This is a genomic window from Paraburkholderia sp. CHISQ3, from assembly GCF_030464945.1.
GTDB lineage: Bacteria > Pseudomonadota > Gammaproteobacteria > Burkholderiales > Burkholderiaceae > Paraburkholderia > Paraburkholderia megapolitana.
The window spans coordinates 345,660-360,602 of the sequence record NZ_JALPRG010000004.1; the positions used below are offsets into that span (position 1 = coordinate 345,660).

Genomic DNA, 14,943 nt, shown 5'->3' on the forward strand with positions numbered 1-14,943 from the left:
CATGCGAGTCAAATTAACAGCCAAGCATCCGCGGCCGGCTTCGTCCGAACGCGCCCCTGTGCGCACCGGTAGTACGTCTGCGCGGAAGCCTGTGCGCGGGGCGGGTGCGGGTAAATCTGCGGGGGGCGCGGGGTCTGCTGGATCTGGTGGCGCGGGTAAGCCGCCGCGGGCGGGTGCAGCGGGTGCGGAGAAGCGTCCGGCGGGCAAGTTCGCCGCTGCTACTGGCGAGCGGCGCAAGCCGGCGTCCGACGCGGGTGGCGTTAGATCCGACGCGCGACGTGCGCCGTCCGAGCGGCCGCCCCGCCGCGCCGAGGGCGAACCTCGACGCTTTGACGGCGAGCGTGGGCGTGGCGATGGCCCTGCACGTCGTGCTGATGGCGAACGTACGCGTGGTGATGGCCCGGCACGTCGTGCGGATGGTGAACGTACGCGTGGTGATGGCCCGGCACGTCGTGCGGATGGTGAACGTCCGCGTGGAGATAGTCCGGCGCGACGTTTCGACGGTGAACGTCCACGTGGCGACGGCCCGACCCGACGTGCCGATGGCGACCGCCCGCGCGGCGATGGTCCGGCGCGACGTTTCGACGGTGAACGTACCCGCGGTGATGGCCCATCACGCCGTGCTGACGGCGAGCGTCCGCGTGGCGACGGCCCGGCCCGGCGCTTCGACAGCGAACCGCGTCGCACTGGCGGAGTACGTGCGCCACGCGACGGCAACCCGGACGCGCCGCGCAATCGCGACGCGGCACGACCGGCACGTTTCACGGGCGAACGCGGTGCGCCGCGCCCGGACCGCGACGCGAGCGACCGTCGCGTCCCCACCGAACGTGGCCCGCGCGCAGCTTCGAGCGACCGTAGCGAGCGGCCCGTCTTCAGATCAGGCGAGAAACGCGAAACCGGACGCGACAGCGCCCCCGAGCGCAAGGAACGTCGCATCGCACAACCCATCAAGGGCGGATACGAAGGCCGCACTACCCGGCCGGCCGAGGACACCCGTCCGGCCCGCCCGGCCGCACGTCGCACCGCTGACGAGCACAACAGCCCCTATCCCGGCCCGAAGCTCGACGATCAACGCTCGAGGCGCGCCAAACGCGCGGATGACCCCAAGCCCTTCAGGCCAGCGCGCGAACGCGACGACGAACCCGGCACGCTGCGTCTGTCGAAGCTGATGTCCGAACTCGGCATGTGCTCGCGCCGCGAGGCCGACGAGTGGATCGAGAAAGGCTGGGTAACGGTCGACGGCGTGGTGATCGACACGTTGGGTACGAAGGTCCGCCCCGATCAACGCATCGACATCGATCCTGCCGCACAGGCCATGCAGGCAAAGCAGGTCACGATCCTCATACACAAGCCGGTCGGCTATGTATCGGGGCAGGCGGAAGACGGCTACGAACCCGCGGTCGCGCTGGTCACGCCGGCCAACCGCTGGGAAGGCGACCATTCGGGTACCCAGTTCTCGCCCTCACATCTGCGGACGCTGGCACCGGCCGGACGGCTCGACATCGATTCGACGGGGCTGCTCGTGCTGACCCAGGATGGTCGGGTCGCGAAGCAGTTGATCGGAGGGCATTCCGAGGTCGACAAGGAGTATCTGGTCCGGGTCGCCTACGGCGACATCGAAACCGACGTCGATCAACACTTCCCTCCCGAGAGCCTCGCGCTGCTGTGTCACGGCCTGTCCCTCGACGACGTGCCGCTCAAACCCGCGAAGGTCACCTGGCAGAACAGTGAGCAGCTTCGTTTCGTCCTGAATGAGGGCAAGAAACGGCAGATCCGCCACATGTGCGAAGCCGTTGGGCTACGGGTCGTCGGGTTGAAGCGGGTGCGCATCGGCAAGGTGATGCTGGGCGCACTGCCACAAGGGCAATGGCGCTATCTGAGCGCCGACGAGTTGTTCTGACGCGCATCGCCCAGGGACTCAATCCAGGAAAGGCCCGACGTTAAAAAGCCCACGAAAACGTGGGCTTTTTAACGCATGCGCAGTTCGCCGCGCTCAACCGAAGCAATCAATCGTCGCTATTCGGATCGAGATCGGGGAACAGGATTTCAGTGAAACCGAACTTCGAGAAATCGGTGATACGCATCGGGTACAGCTTGCCGATCAGGTGATCGCATTCGTGCTGCACGACGCGTGCATGAAAGCCTTCCGCGACCCGATCGATCGGTGTGCCGAACTGGTCGAAGCCGTGATAGCGGATCATCGAAAAACGGCTCACCGCGCCGCGCATGCCCGGCACCGACAGGCAGCCCTCCCAGCCCTCTTCCATGTCCTGCGACACCGGTGTAATGGTTGGGTTGATCAGCACCGTTTCCGGCACCGGCGGCGCATCCGGATAACGCTCGTTATGACCGAAACCGAAGATCACCACCTGCAGATCGACACCGATCTGCGGCGCCGCAAGTCCGGCGCCGTTCGCATCGTGCATCGTCTCGAACATGTCCTTCACGAGTTCGTGCAGCTCGGGGGTGTCGAAATGATCGACGGCAGCGGCGATGCGGAGCAGCCGCGGGTCGCCCATCTTGAGAATTTCGCGAATCATGTTGAGTGCCCCTCCAGGAGCGTGCGCATACCATCTTCGTCCAGCACCGTGATGCCGAGTTCCTCGGCTTTCGCAAGCTTGCTGCCCGCTTCGGCGCCGGCCACCACGTAATCGGTTTTCTTCGATACCGAACCGGTCACCTTCGCGCCGGCCGCTTCGAGCATTTCCTTCGCGATCTCGCGCGACAGGTTCGGCAAGGTCCCGGTCAACACCACGGTCTTGCCGGCGAGCACACCTTGCGGCGCCTTCGGCGCGGGTGGTCCTTCCTCCCACGTGACGCGGCCCGGTGCACGCAGTTGTTCGATCACGGTGCGGTTGTGCTCTTCGGCGAAGAACTGATGCAGCGCTTCGGCTACCACCGGCCCTACATCGTTCACCTCCAGCAGCTCTTCAACCGACGCGTTCATGATCGGATCGAGCGAGCCGAAATGTTTTGCAAGGTCTTTCGCAGTCGATTCGCCCACATGGCGAATACCGAGCGCGTAAATGAAGCGCGCGAGCGTGGTATGCTTCGCCTTGTCGAGCGAATCGAGCAGATTCTGTGCCGACTTGTCCGCGAAGCGATCGAGCGCGGACAGCGTCGCGAAGCCAAGATTGAAGAGGTCCGCAGGGGTACGCACGAGGTTCTGTTCGACCAGCTGGTCGATGATCTTTTCGCCGAGCCCATCGATATCGAGAGCGCGCCGCGCCGCGAAATGCCATAGCGCCTGCTTGCGCTGCGCCGGGCAGAAGAGCCCGCCGGTGCAGCGCGCAATCGCCTCGTCCGGCAGCCGCTCGATCGCCGAGCCACACACCGGGCACACGGTCGGCATCACGAATTCGTGCGCGTCCGCCGGACGGCGGTCGAGCAGCGCGCTAACCACTTCGGGAATCACGTCGCCGGCGCGCCGCACGATCACCGTGTCGCCGATGCGGATGTCCTTGCGACGCACTTCGTCTTCGTTGTGCAGCGTGGCGTTGGTCACCGTCGCCCCGCCGACGAACACCGGCTCCAGCCGCGCCACCGGTGTGATCGCGCCAGTGCGGCCGACCTGCACGTCGATAGCGAGCAGCTTCGTCAGTGCTTCCTGAGCCGGGAATTTGTGTGCGAGCGCAAAGCGCGGCGCCCGCGACACGAAGCCGAGCTTGTCCTGCTCGTCGCGGCGGTTCACCTTGTACACCACGCCATCGATGTCATACGGCAGCCGCTCGCGCTTCTCGCCGACTGCGTGAAAGAACGCGAGCAATCCATCCGCCCCTTCGACGACAGCCCGCTCGCCGTTCACGGGCAGTCCCAACTCCGCGTACCAGTCGAGCAGCTCACTGTGCGTGCCGGGCATCTCGAAGCCTTCGAGCACACCGATTCCGTACGCAAAAAACGACAGCGGACGTTGCGCGGTAATACGCGAATCGAGCTGCCGCAAACTGCCGGCCGCCGCGTTGCGCGGGTTCGCGAATTCGCGTTGTTCCGCTTCGCGCTGCCGTGCGTTGAGACGCTCGAAGTCGCGCTTGAACATCAGCACTTCGCCGCGCACGTCGAGCACCTTCGGGACGCGCGGGCCCTTGAGCGTGAGCGGAATCGAGCGCACGGTACGGATGTTTTCGGTGACGTCTTCGCCAGTCGCACCGTCGCCGCGCGTCGATGCCTGCACGAATCGGCCATCGACATAACGCAGCGAAATGGCAAGCCCATCGAACTTCAGTTCGCACGCGTAGCCGACCGGCGTGTGACCGAGCGCATCGCCCACGCGCCGGTCGAACGCGGCGATGTCTTCGTCGGCAAAACCGTTGTTGAGCGACAGCATCGGCTGCGTGTGCACGACGGGCTCGAAACCCCGCGCCGCTTCGCCGCCGACCCGCTGGGTGGGCGATTCGGGCGTGACCAGATCGGGGTGCTCGGACTCGATCTGCTGTAGCTCCTTAAAAAGCCGGTCGTATTCCGCGTCCGGCAATTCAGGTTGATCGAGCACGTAGTACGCGTGATTCGCGCGCTCAAGCTCTGCGCGCAGCCACGCGACCCGTTCGGACGGGCCACTGGATGCCGGTTTGGAGACGCTGGTTCGGGCCATGCTGTGGATGGTTCGCAGGTGGAATTCAGACGTCAGATTATCGCAGGAAGCGCGGGCCGTGGCATCGGCCGAATGGGTGTGCCAAAGTGTGCGCGGATACGCACGGGCAGTCGATATTGGTACGAAGTGAAGCGGCTTCGCGCGTCAGCGCGGTTGCCGCGGTTGGCACGGCGAAAACATGCACGTGGAAGGCAGGATCGGCCTCGAACCGATGGACAGCGGCGAGGCCGCTGACGCACGGACCCACAAGGCGAAGCCGTGCGGTATCAGAACACTATCGGGAAGCGAAAGCGGAGAAGCCGGTCGCGCGCGGTGTGTGAAGTAAACATGGAACACCCTTACCCCACACCGCGCTGCACCAACCTTAGCTGTTGAACTACTGACTAAACAACCGCCGAGTAGCCGGCGAACCCGCCGGAATCCCCGCCTGTTCGAGTTTTGCGTACAGCGTCATCAGTTGTTTTTCGATGGCGAGAAGCGCGCTTTCGGGCAGCGGCCGGCGTTGATCGTCGACCACGCGCCCGCCGATCCGCTCAGCCAGCGACTTCGCGTAATCGCACATCAGCCGGAACGGCAGGATGTCCTCGTCGGCCACCGGCACGTCGAGCACCAGCGTGATCATCTGGCCGCCCTTGTAGGTCAGGTCGTCGCGCAGGAAATTCGTGTCACCGAACTGCAGCATGAACACCGGGCTCTGCTTCGCATCGAGCTTGACGAAGCGGGTGCCGTCGCGCGACAGCAGCAGTCCGTCCTGCGACGCCACTGCCTGCACGTAATTCGCCGACCACGGCGCGCCATCCGACATCACGTTGATCGACAGTTGCGCGTCGCACTGCGCGGCAAAGCCGTCGAGTTCGCGCGCCATCGCGACGGTTTCCAGCATGTCGGGAAATTCCGGCGATGCATCGATTGCATCGGCGAACTGCTGTACGCCCGTCACGAACTCGGAGAACTCCAGTTCGTTGAGCGGCCCGCTGCGGTTCGCAAGTTGCGCAGCCGCGCGCAGTTCCTCGTAGCGCACGCCGTTTTGCAACAGCTCCCATGCACCGCCACCTTCCGGCTTGCCTTCGATATGCACGGGCTTGCTGCCCGCGCGACGCAAGCGCTGCGCAAACGGAATCACCTTGTCGCCAGCCACGGTTGCGGCGGGCCGGATCGGCACGATGCAATCGATACGGCGGTCCACGATGGCGGGCGGCGCAGACGAGATCGTCGTCGCGGCAGGCAGGATCGGTTCGGCCGCTTCGTCGGGCCCACCCTCGGCCGCACTCTCGGGAAAGCCGTTTGGCGTCGTCGCCTCGGCCTGAATATCGGCCGGTGTATCGAGCGGCGCAACCGCGCCGAACGTCGGCTCGACGCGCGGCGCCACGCTGGCGCCGGTCTCGCCCGCCGCCGGTTCGCGGCGCACCGGCTGGCGCGCCGGCTCGATGAACGGACTCTGTTCCGCCTGATCGTCGCGGGCCTGCGCTTCGGCGGCATCGGCCGGCATCGGCCGCGGCATCCTGCGGCGCACTTTCGCGCCCTGCCAGGCGTTGTACGCCACCACACCTCCGACGACCACAGCGCCGGCACCGATCAAACCGAGTGTCAACTCGTCCATGCACGCTCCATCAGCAATTCCCTTGTTTCAATTCACTTGCCAGCTCATTTGCCTGCCGCGGTTTGCCCGAGTCTACGACAGGGCCGCCGGCGCATGTGATTCAAACCCGCGCGTCAAAGCGCATTCTGTGCGAATCCTGCCGCCGCTTCCATATCGACGGCGACGATCCGGGACACGCCCTGCTCCTGCATCGTCACGCCGATCAGTTGCTGCGCCATCTCCATCGCGATCTTGTTGTGCGAGATAAACAGGAACTGCGTCTTTTCCGCCATCGCGCGAACCAGGTTGGCGAAACGTTCGGTGTTCGCGTCGTCGAGCGGCGCGTCCACTTCGTCGAGCAGACAGAACGGCGCCGGATTCAACTGGAACATCGCGAACACGAGTGCCGTCGCGGTCAGCGCTTTCTCGCCGCCCGACAGCAGGTGGATCGTCGAGTTCTTCTTGCCCGGCGGCTGTGCCATCACCTGCACGCCGGCGTCGAGAATTTCGTCGCCGGTCATGATGAGCCGCGCCTGCCCACCGCCGAACAGCCGCGGAAACAGTTCGCCGAAGTGCTTGTTGACCTCGTCGAACGTGCCTTGCAGCAGCGTACGCGTTTCCTGATCGATCTTGCGGATCGCGTCTTCGAGCGTGTCGATCGCGCTGGTCAGATCCGCCGATTGCGCATCGAGGAACGCCTTGCGTTCGCTCGCGGCCTTCAGCTCGTCGAGCGCGGCCATGTTCACCGGCCCGAGCGCCGCGATCGCGTTGTTGATGCGCGTGACCTCGCCTTGCAGGTACGACGGCTTCATGTCCGGCGTGAGCTTCGCCTGCAGCTCGGCCTCGTCGATGCCAGCCTCGGCAAGCTGCTCGATGAACTGCTGGCCGCTCAGGCGCGCAGCCTGTTCTTTCAACTGCAGTTCGGTGATGCGGTCGCGCAGCGGTTGCAGTGCGCGCTCGGCGGTAAGGCGCGTTTCGTCGGCCTGGCGCAGCTTCGCCGTCAGATCGTCGAGCTCGAGCCGGGCTGCCTGCAGCGCCGCTTCCTTGACCGCGCGCAGCTCCAGCGCTTCCTGCAAACCGGTGTGCGCGGTCTGCTCGTTGATCGTTTCGAGTTCTGCCCGCGCGTCTTCCAGCGACCCTGCCACTCGCTCGCTCTGCTCGTGCGCGATCTGGATGCTGCGCTTCAGTTCATCGATGCGGTTCGCCATGTTGCGTGCGGCGAAGCGCGCATCGGTGGCAGCACGATCAAGGTCGCGCGCTTCGGTGCGCGCGTTGCTGAGCGCTTCGTCGAGGGCTTCGAAGGCAAGCTGGTTGTCTTCGAAACGCGCCTGCAATTCGGCCAGTTCCGTATCGTGACGCTCGAAGTTCGCTTCCGATTCGGCACGCAGCGCACGCTGTTCGTCGATCTGCCCGGTGATCTCTTCGAGTTCCTCGCGGATCTGGGTGCTGCGCTGCGTATAGCGCTCATGCGCCTGGGCGAGCTTCAGCACATCCATCTGCAGCGCGTGTACCCGCTGCGTCGCGCGTTCGGCCTGTTGCCGCACGTCGGTCAGCACCTGCGCCGCCTGGGTGTGCGCCGCTTCCGCACGAATCGCTGCCGACTTCGCCTCTTCGGCAAGCAGCGCCTGCGCGCGCACCTGGCGCGTCAGGTTCTCGATCTCCTGCTGGCGTGCCAGCATGCCGGCCTGTTCGGAATCGGCGGCATAGAGCTGCACGCCGACACGCGTCACCACATGGCCGGCCTTGACGACGAACGCGCCGCCTTCGGGCAACTGCGTGCGCATGGCCAGCGCTTGCTGCAGGTCGTCGGCAACGAACGCGCGACCGAGCCAGTCGTTGAGTACCGCGCGCAGCCCGGCGTCGTCGATGCGGACCAGCGCCAGCAGCGGGCGCAGCGTGGCCGGGGCGTCAGGCGCGGGGCCGGCCACGGGTGGCGCGTAGAACGCGAGCTTGGCCGGCGGAGCATCGGTGGCGAATGCCTTGACCCAGTCGAGGTTCGACACTTCGAGCGCGGCGAGCCGCTCGCGCAGCACCGATTCGAGCGCGGTTTCCCAACCGGCCTCGACATGCAGTTTCTTCCACAGACGCGGCAGGCCGCCCAGTTCGTGCCTGTCGAGCCACGGCTGGATCTTGCCTTCGGTCTGCACGTTTTCCTGCAACTGCTTGAGCGCTGCAAGCCGTGCATCGAGTTGATGGTTCTGTGCGCTTTCGGCCTGCACACGCTCCTGCGCGGCGCGCCGGTCGGCATCGAGGCGCGGCAGCGTTTCCTGCGCATCGGCGAGACGCGCCTGCGCATCCTGCAGAATCTCTTCGTGTTCCGCGAGCTGCATGCGCGACTCTTCGAGCTGCGCTTCGTCCGGTGCATCGAGCCCACCCGCTTCCGATTTCAACCGCTCGTGACGCTGCTGCAGTTGCTGCAGTTGCTGATCGGCGTTGCGTTGATGCGCGGCTTCCAGCTTCAACGCCTGCTCAGTCTGTGCGATACCGCCGCGCTCTTCGTTCAACTGCGTCTGCGCGTCGCGCCAGCGTGTTTCGAGCGCCGGAAGCGCGTCGTGCTTCGCAGCGGCGCTTTCCTCAGCGACGGCGGCCTTTTCTTCCGCGACGGCCAGTTGCTCTTCAGCATCGCCGAGATCGTCGCCGGCCTTGGCCGCTTGCGCATTCCATTGCTCGCGCTGGGCGGTCAGCGCCGCGATCTGCGCCTGCACGCGGTTGCGCGATTCGACGATGAAGCGGATCTCCGCTTCGAGCCGGCTCACTTCGGCATTCGCTTCGTAGAGGCCGCCCTGGGCGCCCTGCATCGCGTCGCTGGCCGAATAGTGGGCAACCCGCAGCGTTTCGAGCTGCGCTTCGACTTCGCGCAGCTTCGCGGTATGGGCTTCGAGGTCGATCTGCGCCTGTTCGATCGCGCGCTGCTGACGCTCCTGCTCGCCGCCCGCCTCGTTCTTGCGCAGCAGCCACAGCAGCCGCTGCTTCTCTTCGCCGTCGGTCTGCAGTTCCTTGAATTTCGTTGCGACGACCGCCTGCCCTTCGAGCTTCTCGAGGTTCGCACCAAGCTCACGGACGATGTCCTCGACGCGCGTCAGGTTCTCGCGCGTATCGTGCAGACGGTTTTCGGTTTCGCGGCGGCGTTCCTTGTACTTCGATACGCCCGCGGCCTCTTCGAGGAACACGCGCAGTTCTTCGGGCTTCGCCTCGATGATCCGCGAGATCATGCCCTGCCCGATGATCGCGTACGCGCGCGGCCCGAGGCCGGTGCCGAGGAAGATGTCCTGGATGTCGCGCCGGCGGGCCGGCAGGTTGTTGATGTAGTAGCTCGAGGTGCCGTCGCGTGTCAGCACGCGCTTCACGGCAATCTCCGCATACTGGCCCCACTGGCCGGCGGCACGGCCGTCGGCGTTGTCGAAGATGAGTTCGACGCTGGCACGGCTGCCCGGCTTGCGCGCGGTCGAGCCGTTGAAGATCACGTCCTGCATCGATTCGCCGCGCAGCTCGGACGCGCGCGATTCGCCCAGCACCCAGCGCACGGCGTCGATGATGTTCGACTTGCCGCAGCCATTGGGACCGACCACGCCGACAAGCTGGCCCGGAACCTGGAAATGCGTGGGATCGACGAAGGATTTGAAGCCAGCGAGTTTGATCGAGGTCAGACGCACGGCGATATCGCTGATTGAAAAGAGAAAAGGGACACGGACCGCGACTGCCGGCTGCATCGCCCAGCGATGTAGCGAGCCGACGCGCGGACCCGCCGCGAACCTGGCGCCGCATACGCGCGGTCAGGCGCGCTGCGGCGGGCAGAGGCAATCATACCATCGCGCGTGAACGATTCCGGCGCTCCGCTTCGTCGCCAGGCCCGTCGAGCGGCTCGGGCCGGGCGCGGTGCACCCAGCTCGCCAGCGCGGATGCCAGCACGATGCACGCGCCGCCGGCCCACTCGCGCGGCCCCGGCGTCTCGCCGGCGAAGAGCCATGCCGACAGCGCCGTCACGACGATCTCGAACAGCATCACGATCGACGCGCGGTTCGCCGGCACGCGCGCGAGGCCGTACTGCACGAGCATGTTGTTGGTGGCAAGGACGAAGCCGAGCGCGCACACCAGCAGCGCGGCCGTGACAAGGTGCGTGCCGGCGGGCGGCGTGGGCATCGCTTCGAAGAACGACGCGCACGAGCTGAAGATCGCCGCCCCGCCGAAGATCGTCGCAGTGCGCATCTCGGCTTTCATGTCCGGCAGCACGCGGCTCGTCTTCACGATCAGCACGTTGCTCATCGCGAAGCCCATGCCCGCGGCCAGCCCGGCCCATTCGGCGAGATTGCCGGGCATCGGCATGCCCAGACGCGGCGACCACAGCATCAGCATCGCCCCGGCCAGCGACAGCGCCGCCAGTCCCGCACCCGCCCACGTCAAACGCTCGCGCAGGATGAAATGCGCGAATAGCGCGGTCCATGCGGGCGTCAGATAGAACAGCAGCAGCACGCGCATCACTTCGCCGTGGATCGTGCCCCAGACGAAGCCGAGATTGGTGATGCCCGCTGTCAAGCCGAGCGTGGGTATCAGCCAGTGCCAGCGCAGTGTGGCGATCGCGCGGGGCCGCAGCAGGAGCACGCACAGACAGGCGGCTGCGCTCGTCGATGCGCTGGCCACGGTGCCGCTCACGCCGAGCGCCGCGAGCATCCGCAGCGGATACCAGATCATTCCCCATACCGATGCTCCCAGCATGATGGCGAGCACGGGCCAGTTGCGCAGCCAGGGGCTGGTCGTGTTCATTGTGCGGCGCCCACCGCGATCGTCGTCCGTACCGTGACCAATTGCCGTTCCTGTTCTGTTCCGTTTGCCGGTGCGGCGTTATCGGGCTCAACCACCGGGCTCAACCACCGCCCGCCGCGCCCCGCGCAGCCTGCCGGCCACGCTATAATCGCGAGGTTGCCGGAAGCCGCGCCCGCGCTCCGGTCATTGTGTGCGCCGACCGCCGCACGCACCTGCCTCCGCCCGTCTTCGATCCGACCCGATCCGCCAAGTGAATCCGCTCCTCGACTCCCTCCAGCCCTACCCGTTCGAAAAGCTCCGCGCGCTGTTCAAGGGCGTCACACCGCCCGCCGGACTGCCGCATATCAGCTTCGGCATCGGCGAGCCGAAACATCCGACGCCGACGCTGATCCGCGACGCCGTCGTCGCCTCGCTGGATGGGCTCGCGTCCTACCCGGCGACGCTCGGCTCGGAAGCGCTGCGCGTCGCGATCGCGCGCTGGGTGACGTGGCGCTATTCGCTGCCGCCCGTCGATCCGGCCACCCAGGTCCTGCCTGTAGCGGGCTCGCGCGAAGCGCTGTTCGCGCTCGCACAGACGGTGATCGATCCGGCCCGTACGGCCGGCGGCGAGCCCGCGATCGTACTCTGTCCGAACCCGTTCTACCAGATTTACGAAGGCGCGGCGCTGCTCGCCGGCGCGCAACCGTATTTCGCCAACAGCGATCCGGCGCGCAACTTCGCATGCGACTACGCGGCGATTCCCGCCGACATCTGGGCCCGCACCCAGTTGCTCTATGTATGCAGCCCAGGCAACCCGACCGGCGCCGTGCTCACACTCGACGACTGGCGCGAACTGTTCGCGCTGTCGGACCGCTACGGCTTCGTGATCGCCTCCGACGAATGCTATTCGGAAATCTACTTCGACGAAGCGCAGCCGCCGCTTGGCGCACTCGAAGCCGCACATAAGCTCGGGCGCGGTTTCGAACGGCTGGTCATGCTGTCGAGCCTGTCGAAGCGCTCGAACGTGCCGGGCATGCGCTCGGGCTTCGTCGCGGGCGACGCGGCGATCCTCAAGCAGTTCCTGCTGTACCGCACCTATCACGGCGCCGCGCTGTCCACCGTCTACCAGACGGCGAGCATCGCGGCCTGGAGCGACGAGACGCACGTGCGCGAAAACCGCGCGAAGTATGTGCAGAAGTTTTCCACGGTTACGCCGATGCTGGCCGAGGTGCTCGACGTGCGTCTGCCGGACGCGGCGTTCTATCTGTGGGCCAACGTCGAGCGCACCGGTCTCGCCGACGACGAATTCGCCCGGCGTCTGTACGCCGACTATAATGTGACGGTTCTGCCGGGCTCATACCTCGCGCGCACCGCACACGATGCGAACCCGGGCCGGGGTTTCATCCGGATCGCGCTCGTCGCGGATGTCGACGAGTGCACTGAAGGTGCCCGGCGCATCGTCGAGTTTTGCCGGGGACTGAAACGCTAACCCGACGCTGAACCGGCCACCGCTCCCATCACCCGATTTCAAACACCTCTTCATCAAGCACCCATATGTCGCAACAACTTCAGCAGATCATCGATAACGCCTGGGAAAACCGCACCGAGCTGTCGCCGAAAGCCGCACCGGCCGACGTGCGCGAAGCCGTCGCACACGCGATCGAGCAACTCGACCGCGGCACGCTGCGCGTCGCCGAAAAGAAGGACGGTACCTGGGTCGTCAATCAGTGGCTGAAGAAAGCCGTGCTGCTGTCGTTCCGCCTCGAAGACAACCTGCCGATGCCGGCCGGCGGTAACGGCGGCAATGGTGCTAACTACACGCAGTTCTACGACAAGGTGCCGTCGAAGTTCGCCAACTACACCGCGGAAGACTTCGCTGCCGGCGGCTTTCGCGTCGTGCCCCCCGCGCTGGCGCGCCGCGGCGCGTTCATCGCGAAGAACGTCGTGCTGATGCCGTCTTATACCAACATCGGCGCGTACGTCGACGAAGGCACGATGGTCGATACGTGGGCAACCGTGGGTTCGTGCGCGCAGATCGGGAAGAACGTGCATCTGTCGGGTGGCGTCGGTATCGGCGGCGTGCTGGAGCCGCTGCAGGCGAACCCGGTGATCATCGAAGACAACTGCTTTATCGGTGCACGCTCGGAAGTAGTCGAAGGCGTGATCGTCGAGGAGAACTCGGTAATCTCGATGGGCGTGTATCTCGGCCAGAGCACCAAGATTTACGATCGCGAAACCGGCGAAGTGACCTACGGCCGCATTCCGGCGGGCTCGGTGGTGGTCGCGGGCAACCTGCCGTCGAAGGACGGCTCGCACAGCCTGTACTGCGCCGTGATCGTCAAGAAGGTCGACGCGAAGACCCGCGCCAAGGTCGGTCTAAACGAGCTGCTGCGAGGCGATTGATGGCACGCGCCAACAAGACCGTCGTCTATGGCATCCCGAACTGCGACACCGTGAAGAAAGCGCGTGTCTGGCTGGAAGAGCACGGCATCGAGTTCGAGTTTCACGACTTCAAGAAGGCCGGCGTCACGGCGCCGCTCGTGCAGGACTGGCTCAAGGATGTGTCGCTCGACGCGCTGCTGAACCGCCGCGGCACGACCTGGCGCGGCCTGTCCGACGACATGAAAGCAGCAGCCGATAACCAGGCCGGTGCGATCGCGCTGATGATCCACAAGCCTTCCGTCATCAAGCGGCCGGTCGTGGTCGTGAATGGTCGGGTCAAGACGCTCGGTTTTTCGGCGGAAGAATACGCAACGCTGTTCGCTTGACGTTGACCTCGCTGACCTCGCGGATCTGCGCAAGCAGCCTCCGCGCTGAGTGACTCACGTAGTAGCCGGCCTATGGGCCGGCGTTTTTTCATTTGCATCTGAATCTGGTGGATACCCAATCCATGTCCGGCACCCTCGCCCTTACCGAACAGCTGATCGCGCGCGCGTCCGTCACACCCGACGATCAGCACTGCCAGCGCATCCTCACCGAGCGTCTGTCCACGCTCGGCTTCGATTGCGAAACAATCGAATCGCACGGTGTGACCAATCTGTGGGCCGTTAAACGCGGCACGTCGGGAAGCGACGGCAAGCTGCTGGTTTTTGCCGGCCACACCGACGTCGTGCCGACCGGTCCGCTCGAACAATGGACCTCGCCGCCGTTCGAACCGACCCATCGCGACGGCAAGCTGTACGGCCGTGGCGCCGCGGATATGAAGACTTCGCTGGCCGCTTTCGTCGTCGCCAGCGAGGAGTTCGTCGCGGCGCACGTGGCACATCGCGGATCGATTGCGTTTCTGATCACGAGCGACGAAGAAGGCCCCGCCACCGACGGCACCATCAAGGTCGTCGAAGCTTTAAAGGAACGCGGCGAACGGCTCGACTACTGCATCGTCGGCGAACCGACGTCGAGTGCGACGCTCGGCGACATGGTGAAGAACGGCCGGCGCGGCTCGATGTCGGGCAAGCTGATCGTGAAAGGCATCCAGGGGCACATTGCCTATCCGCATCTCGCGAAGAATCCGCTGCATGTGCTCGCCCCCGCGCTTGCGGAACTGGTAGCCGAGCGCTGGGACGACGGCAACGAATACTTCCCGCCCACCACGTGGCAGGTATCGAACCTGCATAGCGGCACCGGCGCCAGCAACGTGATCCCGGGGCATGCGGACCTGCTGTTCAACTTCCGCTTCTCGACGGCCAGCACGGTGGAAGGACTGCAAAAACGCGTCCACGCAATTCTCGACCGTCACGGCCTCGAATACGATTTGCAATGGAGCGTCAGCGGCCTGCCGTTTCTCACGCCACGCGGCGATCTGTCGGAAGCGCTGGCGCGCGCGATCGTCGACGAAACCGGCGTCACCACCGAACTCTCCACCACCGGGGGCACCTCCGACGGCCGCTTCATCGCGCAGATCTGCGAGCAGGTGGTCGAGTTCGGGCCGCCCAATGGCAGCATTCACAAGATCGACGAGCATATCGACGTCGCCTTCATCGAGCCGCTGAAAAACGTGTATCGCCGCGTGCTCGAACAACTGGTCGCCTGACCGAGG

10 protein-coding genes are annotated in these 14,943 nt (G+C 65.5%); 5 read left to right on the forward strand and 5 right to left on the reverse strand.

Going from position 1 to position 14,943, the window contains the following annotated elements:
• Nucleotide 1 precedes the first annotated feature (1 nt).
• The gene (locus M0D65_RS11465; RefSeq protein WP_266252771.1) at nucleotides 2-1,900 is read left to right on the forward strand and encodes a pseudouridine synthase; all 1,899 of its coding nucleotides are present in this window, start codon (nucleotides 2-4) and stop codon (nucleotides 1,898-1,900) included.
• Between the two features lie 106 nt (nucleotides 1,901-2,006).
• Here the strand turns inward: M0D65_RS11465 and def are convergent, their stop codons facing one another.
• The 5 genes from def to M0D65_RS11490 form a co-directional block, all read right to left on the reverse strand.
• Nucleotides 2,007-2,540: a peptide deformylase gene (def, locus tag M0D65_RS11470; RefSeq protein WP_091013882.1), complete on the reverse strand. Its 534-nt coding sequence runs from the start codon at nucleotides 2,538-2,540 to the stop codon at nucleotides 2,007-2,009.
• Nucleotides 2,537-4,588 (reverse strand): NAD-dependent DNA ligase LigA, encoded by a 2,052-nt coding sequence (ligA, locus tag M0D65_RS11475; RefSeq protein ID WP_266252773.1) that lies wholly within the window; start codon nucleotides 4,586-4,588, stop codon nucleotides 2,537-2,539. The genes def and ligA overlap by 4 nt, the downstream gene beginning before the upstream one ends.
• A gap of 376 nt (nucleotides 4,589-4,964) precedes the next feature.
• Nucleotides 4,965-6,188, reverse strand: coding sequence for a cell division protein ZipA C-terminal FtsZ-binding domain-containing protein (locus M0D65_RS11480; protein WP_266252774.1), 1,224 nt, complete (start codon nucleotides 6,186-6,188; stop codon nucleotides 4,965-4,967).
• A 113-nt stretch (nucleotides 6,189-6,301) separates the two neighbouring features.
• Complete coding sequence (smc, locus tag M0D65_RS11485; protein WP_266252775.1) at nucleotides 6,302-9,820, reverse strand: chromosome segregation protein SMC; 3,519 nt, start codon at nucleotides 9,818-9,820, stop codon at nucleotides 6,302-6,304.
• A 148-nt stretch (nucleotides 9,821-9,968) separates the two neighbouring features.
• Nucleotides 9,969-10,928, reverse strand: coding sequence for a DMT family transporter (locus tag M0D65_RS11490; protein WP_266252776.1), 960 nt, complete (start codon nucleotides 10,926-10,928; stop codon nucleotides 9,969-9,971).
• 250 nt (nucleotides 10,929-11,178) lie between these two features.
• On the opposite strand from M0D65_RS11490, the gene dapC reads away from it, so the two are divergent.
• The 4 genes from dapC (at nucleotide 11,179) to dapE (ending at nucleotide 14,937) form a co-directional block, all read left to right on the forward strand.
• Nucleotides 11,179-12,396 (forward strand): succinyldiaminopimelate transaminase, encoded by a 1,218-nt coding sequence (gene dapC, locus M0D65_RS11495; RefSeq protein ID WP_266252777.1) that lies wholly within the window; start codon nucleotides 11,179-11,181, stop codon nucleotides 12,394-12,396.
• 65 nt (nucleotides 12,397-12,461) lie between these two features.
• Nucleotides 12,462-13,310, forward strand: coding sequence for a 2,3,4,5-tetrahydropyridine-2,6-dicarboxylate N-succinyltransferase (dapD, locus tag M0D65_RS11500; RefSeq protein WP_091013896.1), 849 nt, complete (start codon nucleotides 12,462-12,464; stop codon nucleotides 13,308-13,310).
• On the forward strand, nucleotides 13,310-13,675 hold the full coding sequence (locus M0D65_RS11505; protein ID WP_091013899.1) for an ArsC family reductase: 366 nt from the start codon (nucleotides 13,310-13,312) through the stop codon (nucleotides 13,673-13,675). The genes dapD and M0D65_RS11505 overlap by 1 nt, the downstream gene beginning before the upstream one ends.
• Nucleotides 13,676-13,797: 122 nt before the next feature.
• Entirely contained in the window at nucleotides 13,798-14,937 is a 1,140-nt protein-coding gene (gene dapE, locus M0D65_RS11510) for a succinyl-diaminopimelate desuccinylase (protein WP_266252779.1), read from the forward strand.
• Nucleotides 14,938-14,943: the final 6 nt, after the last annotated feature.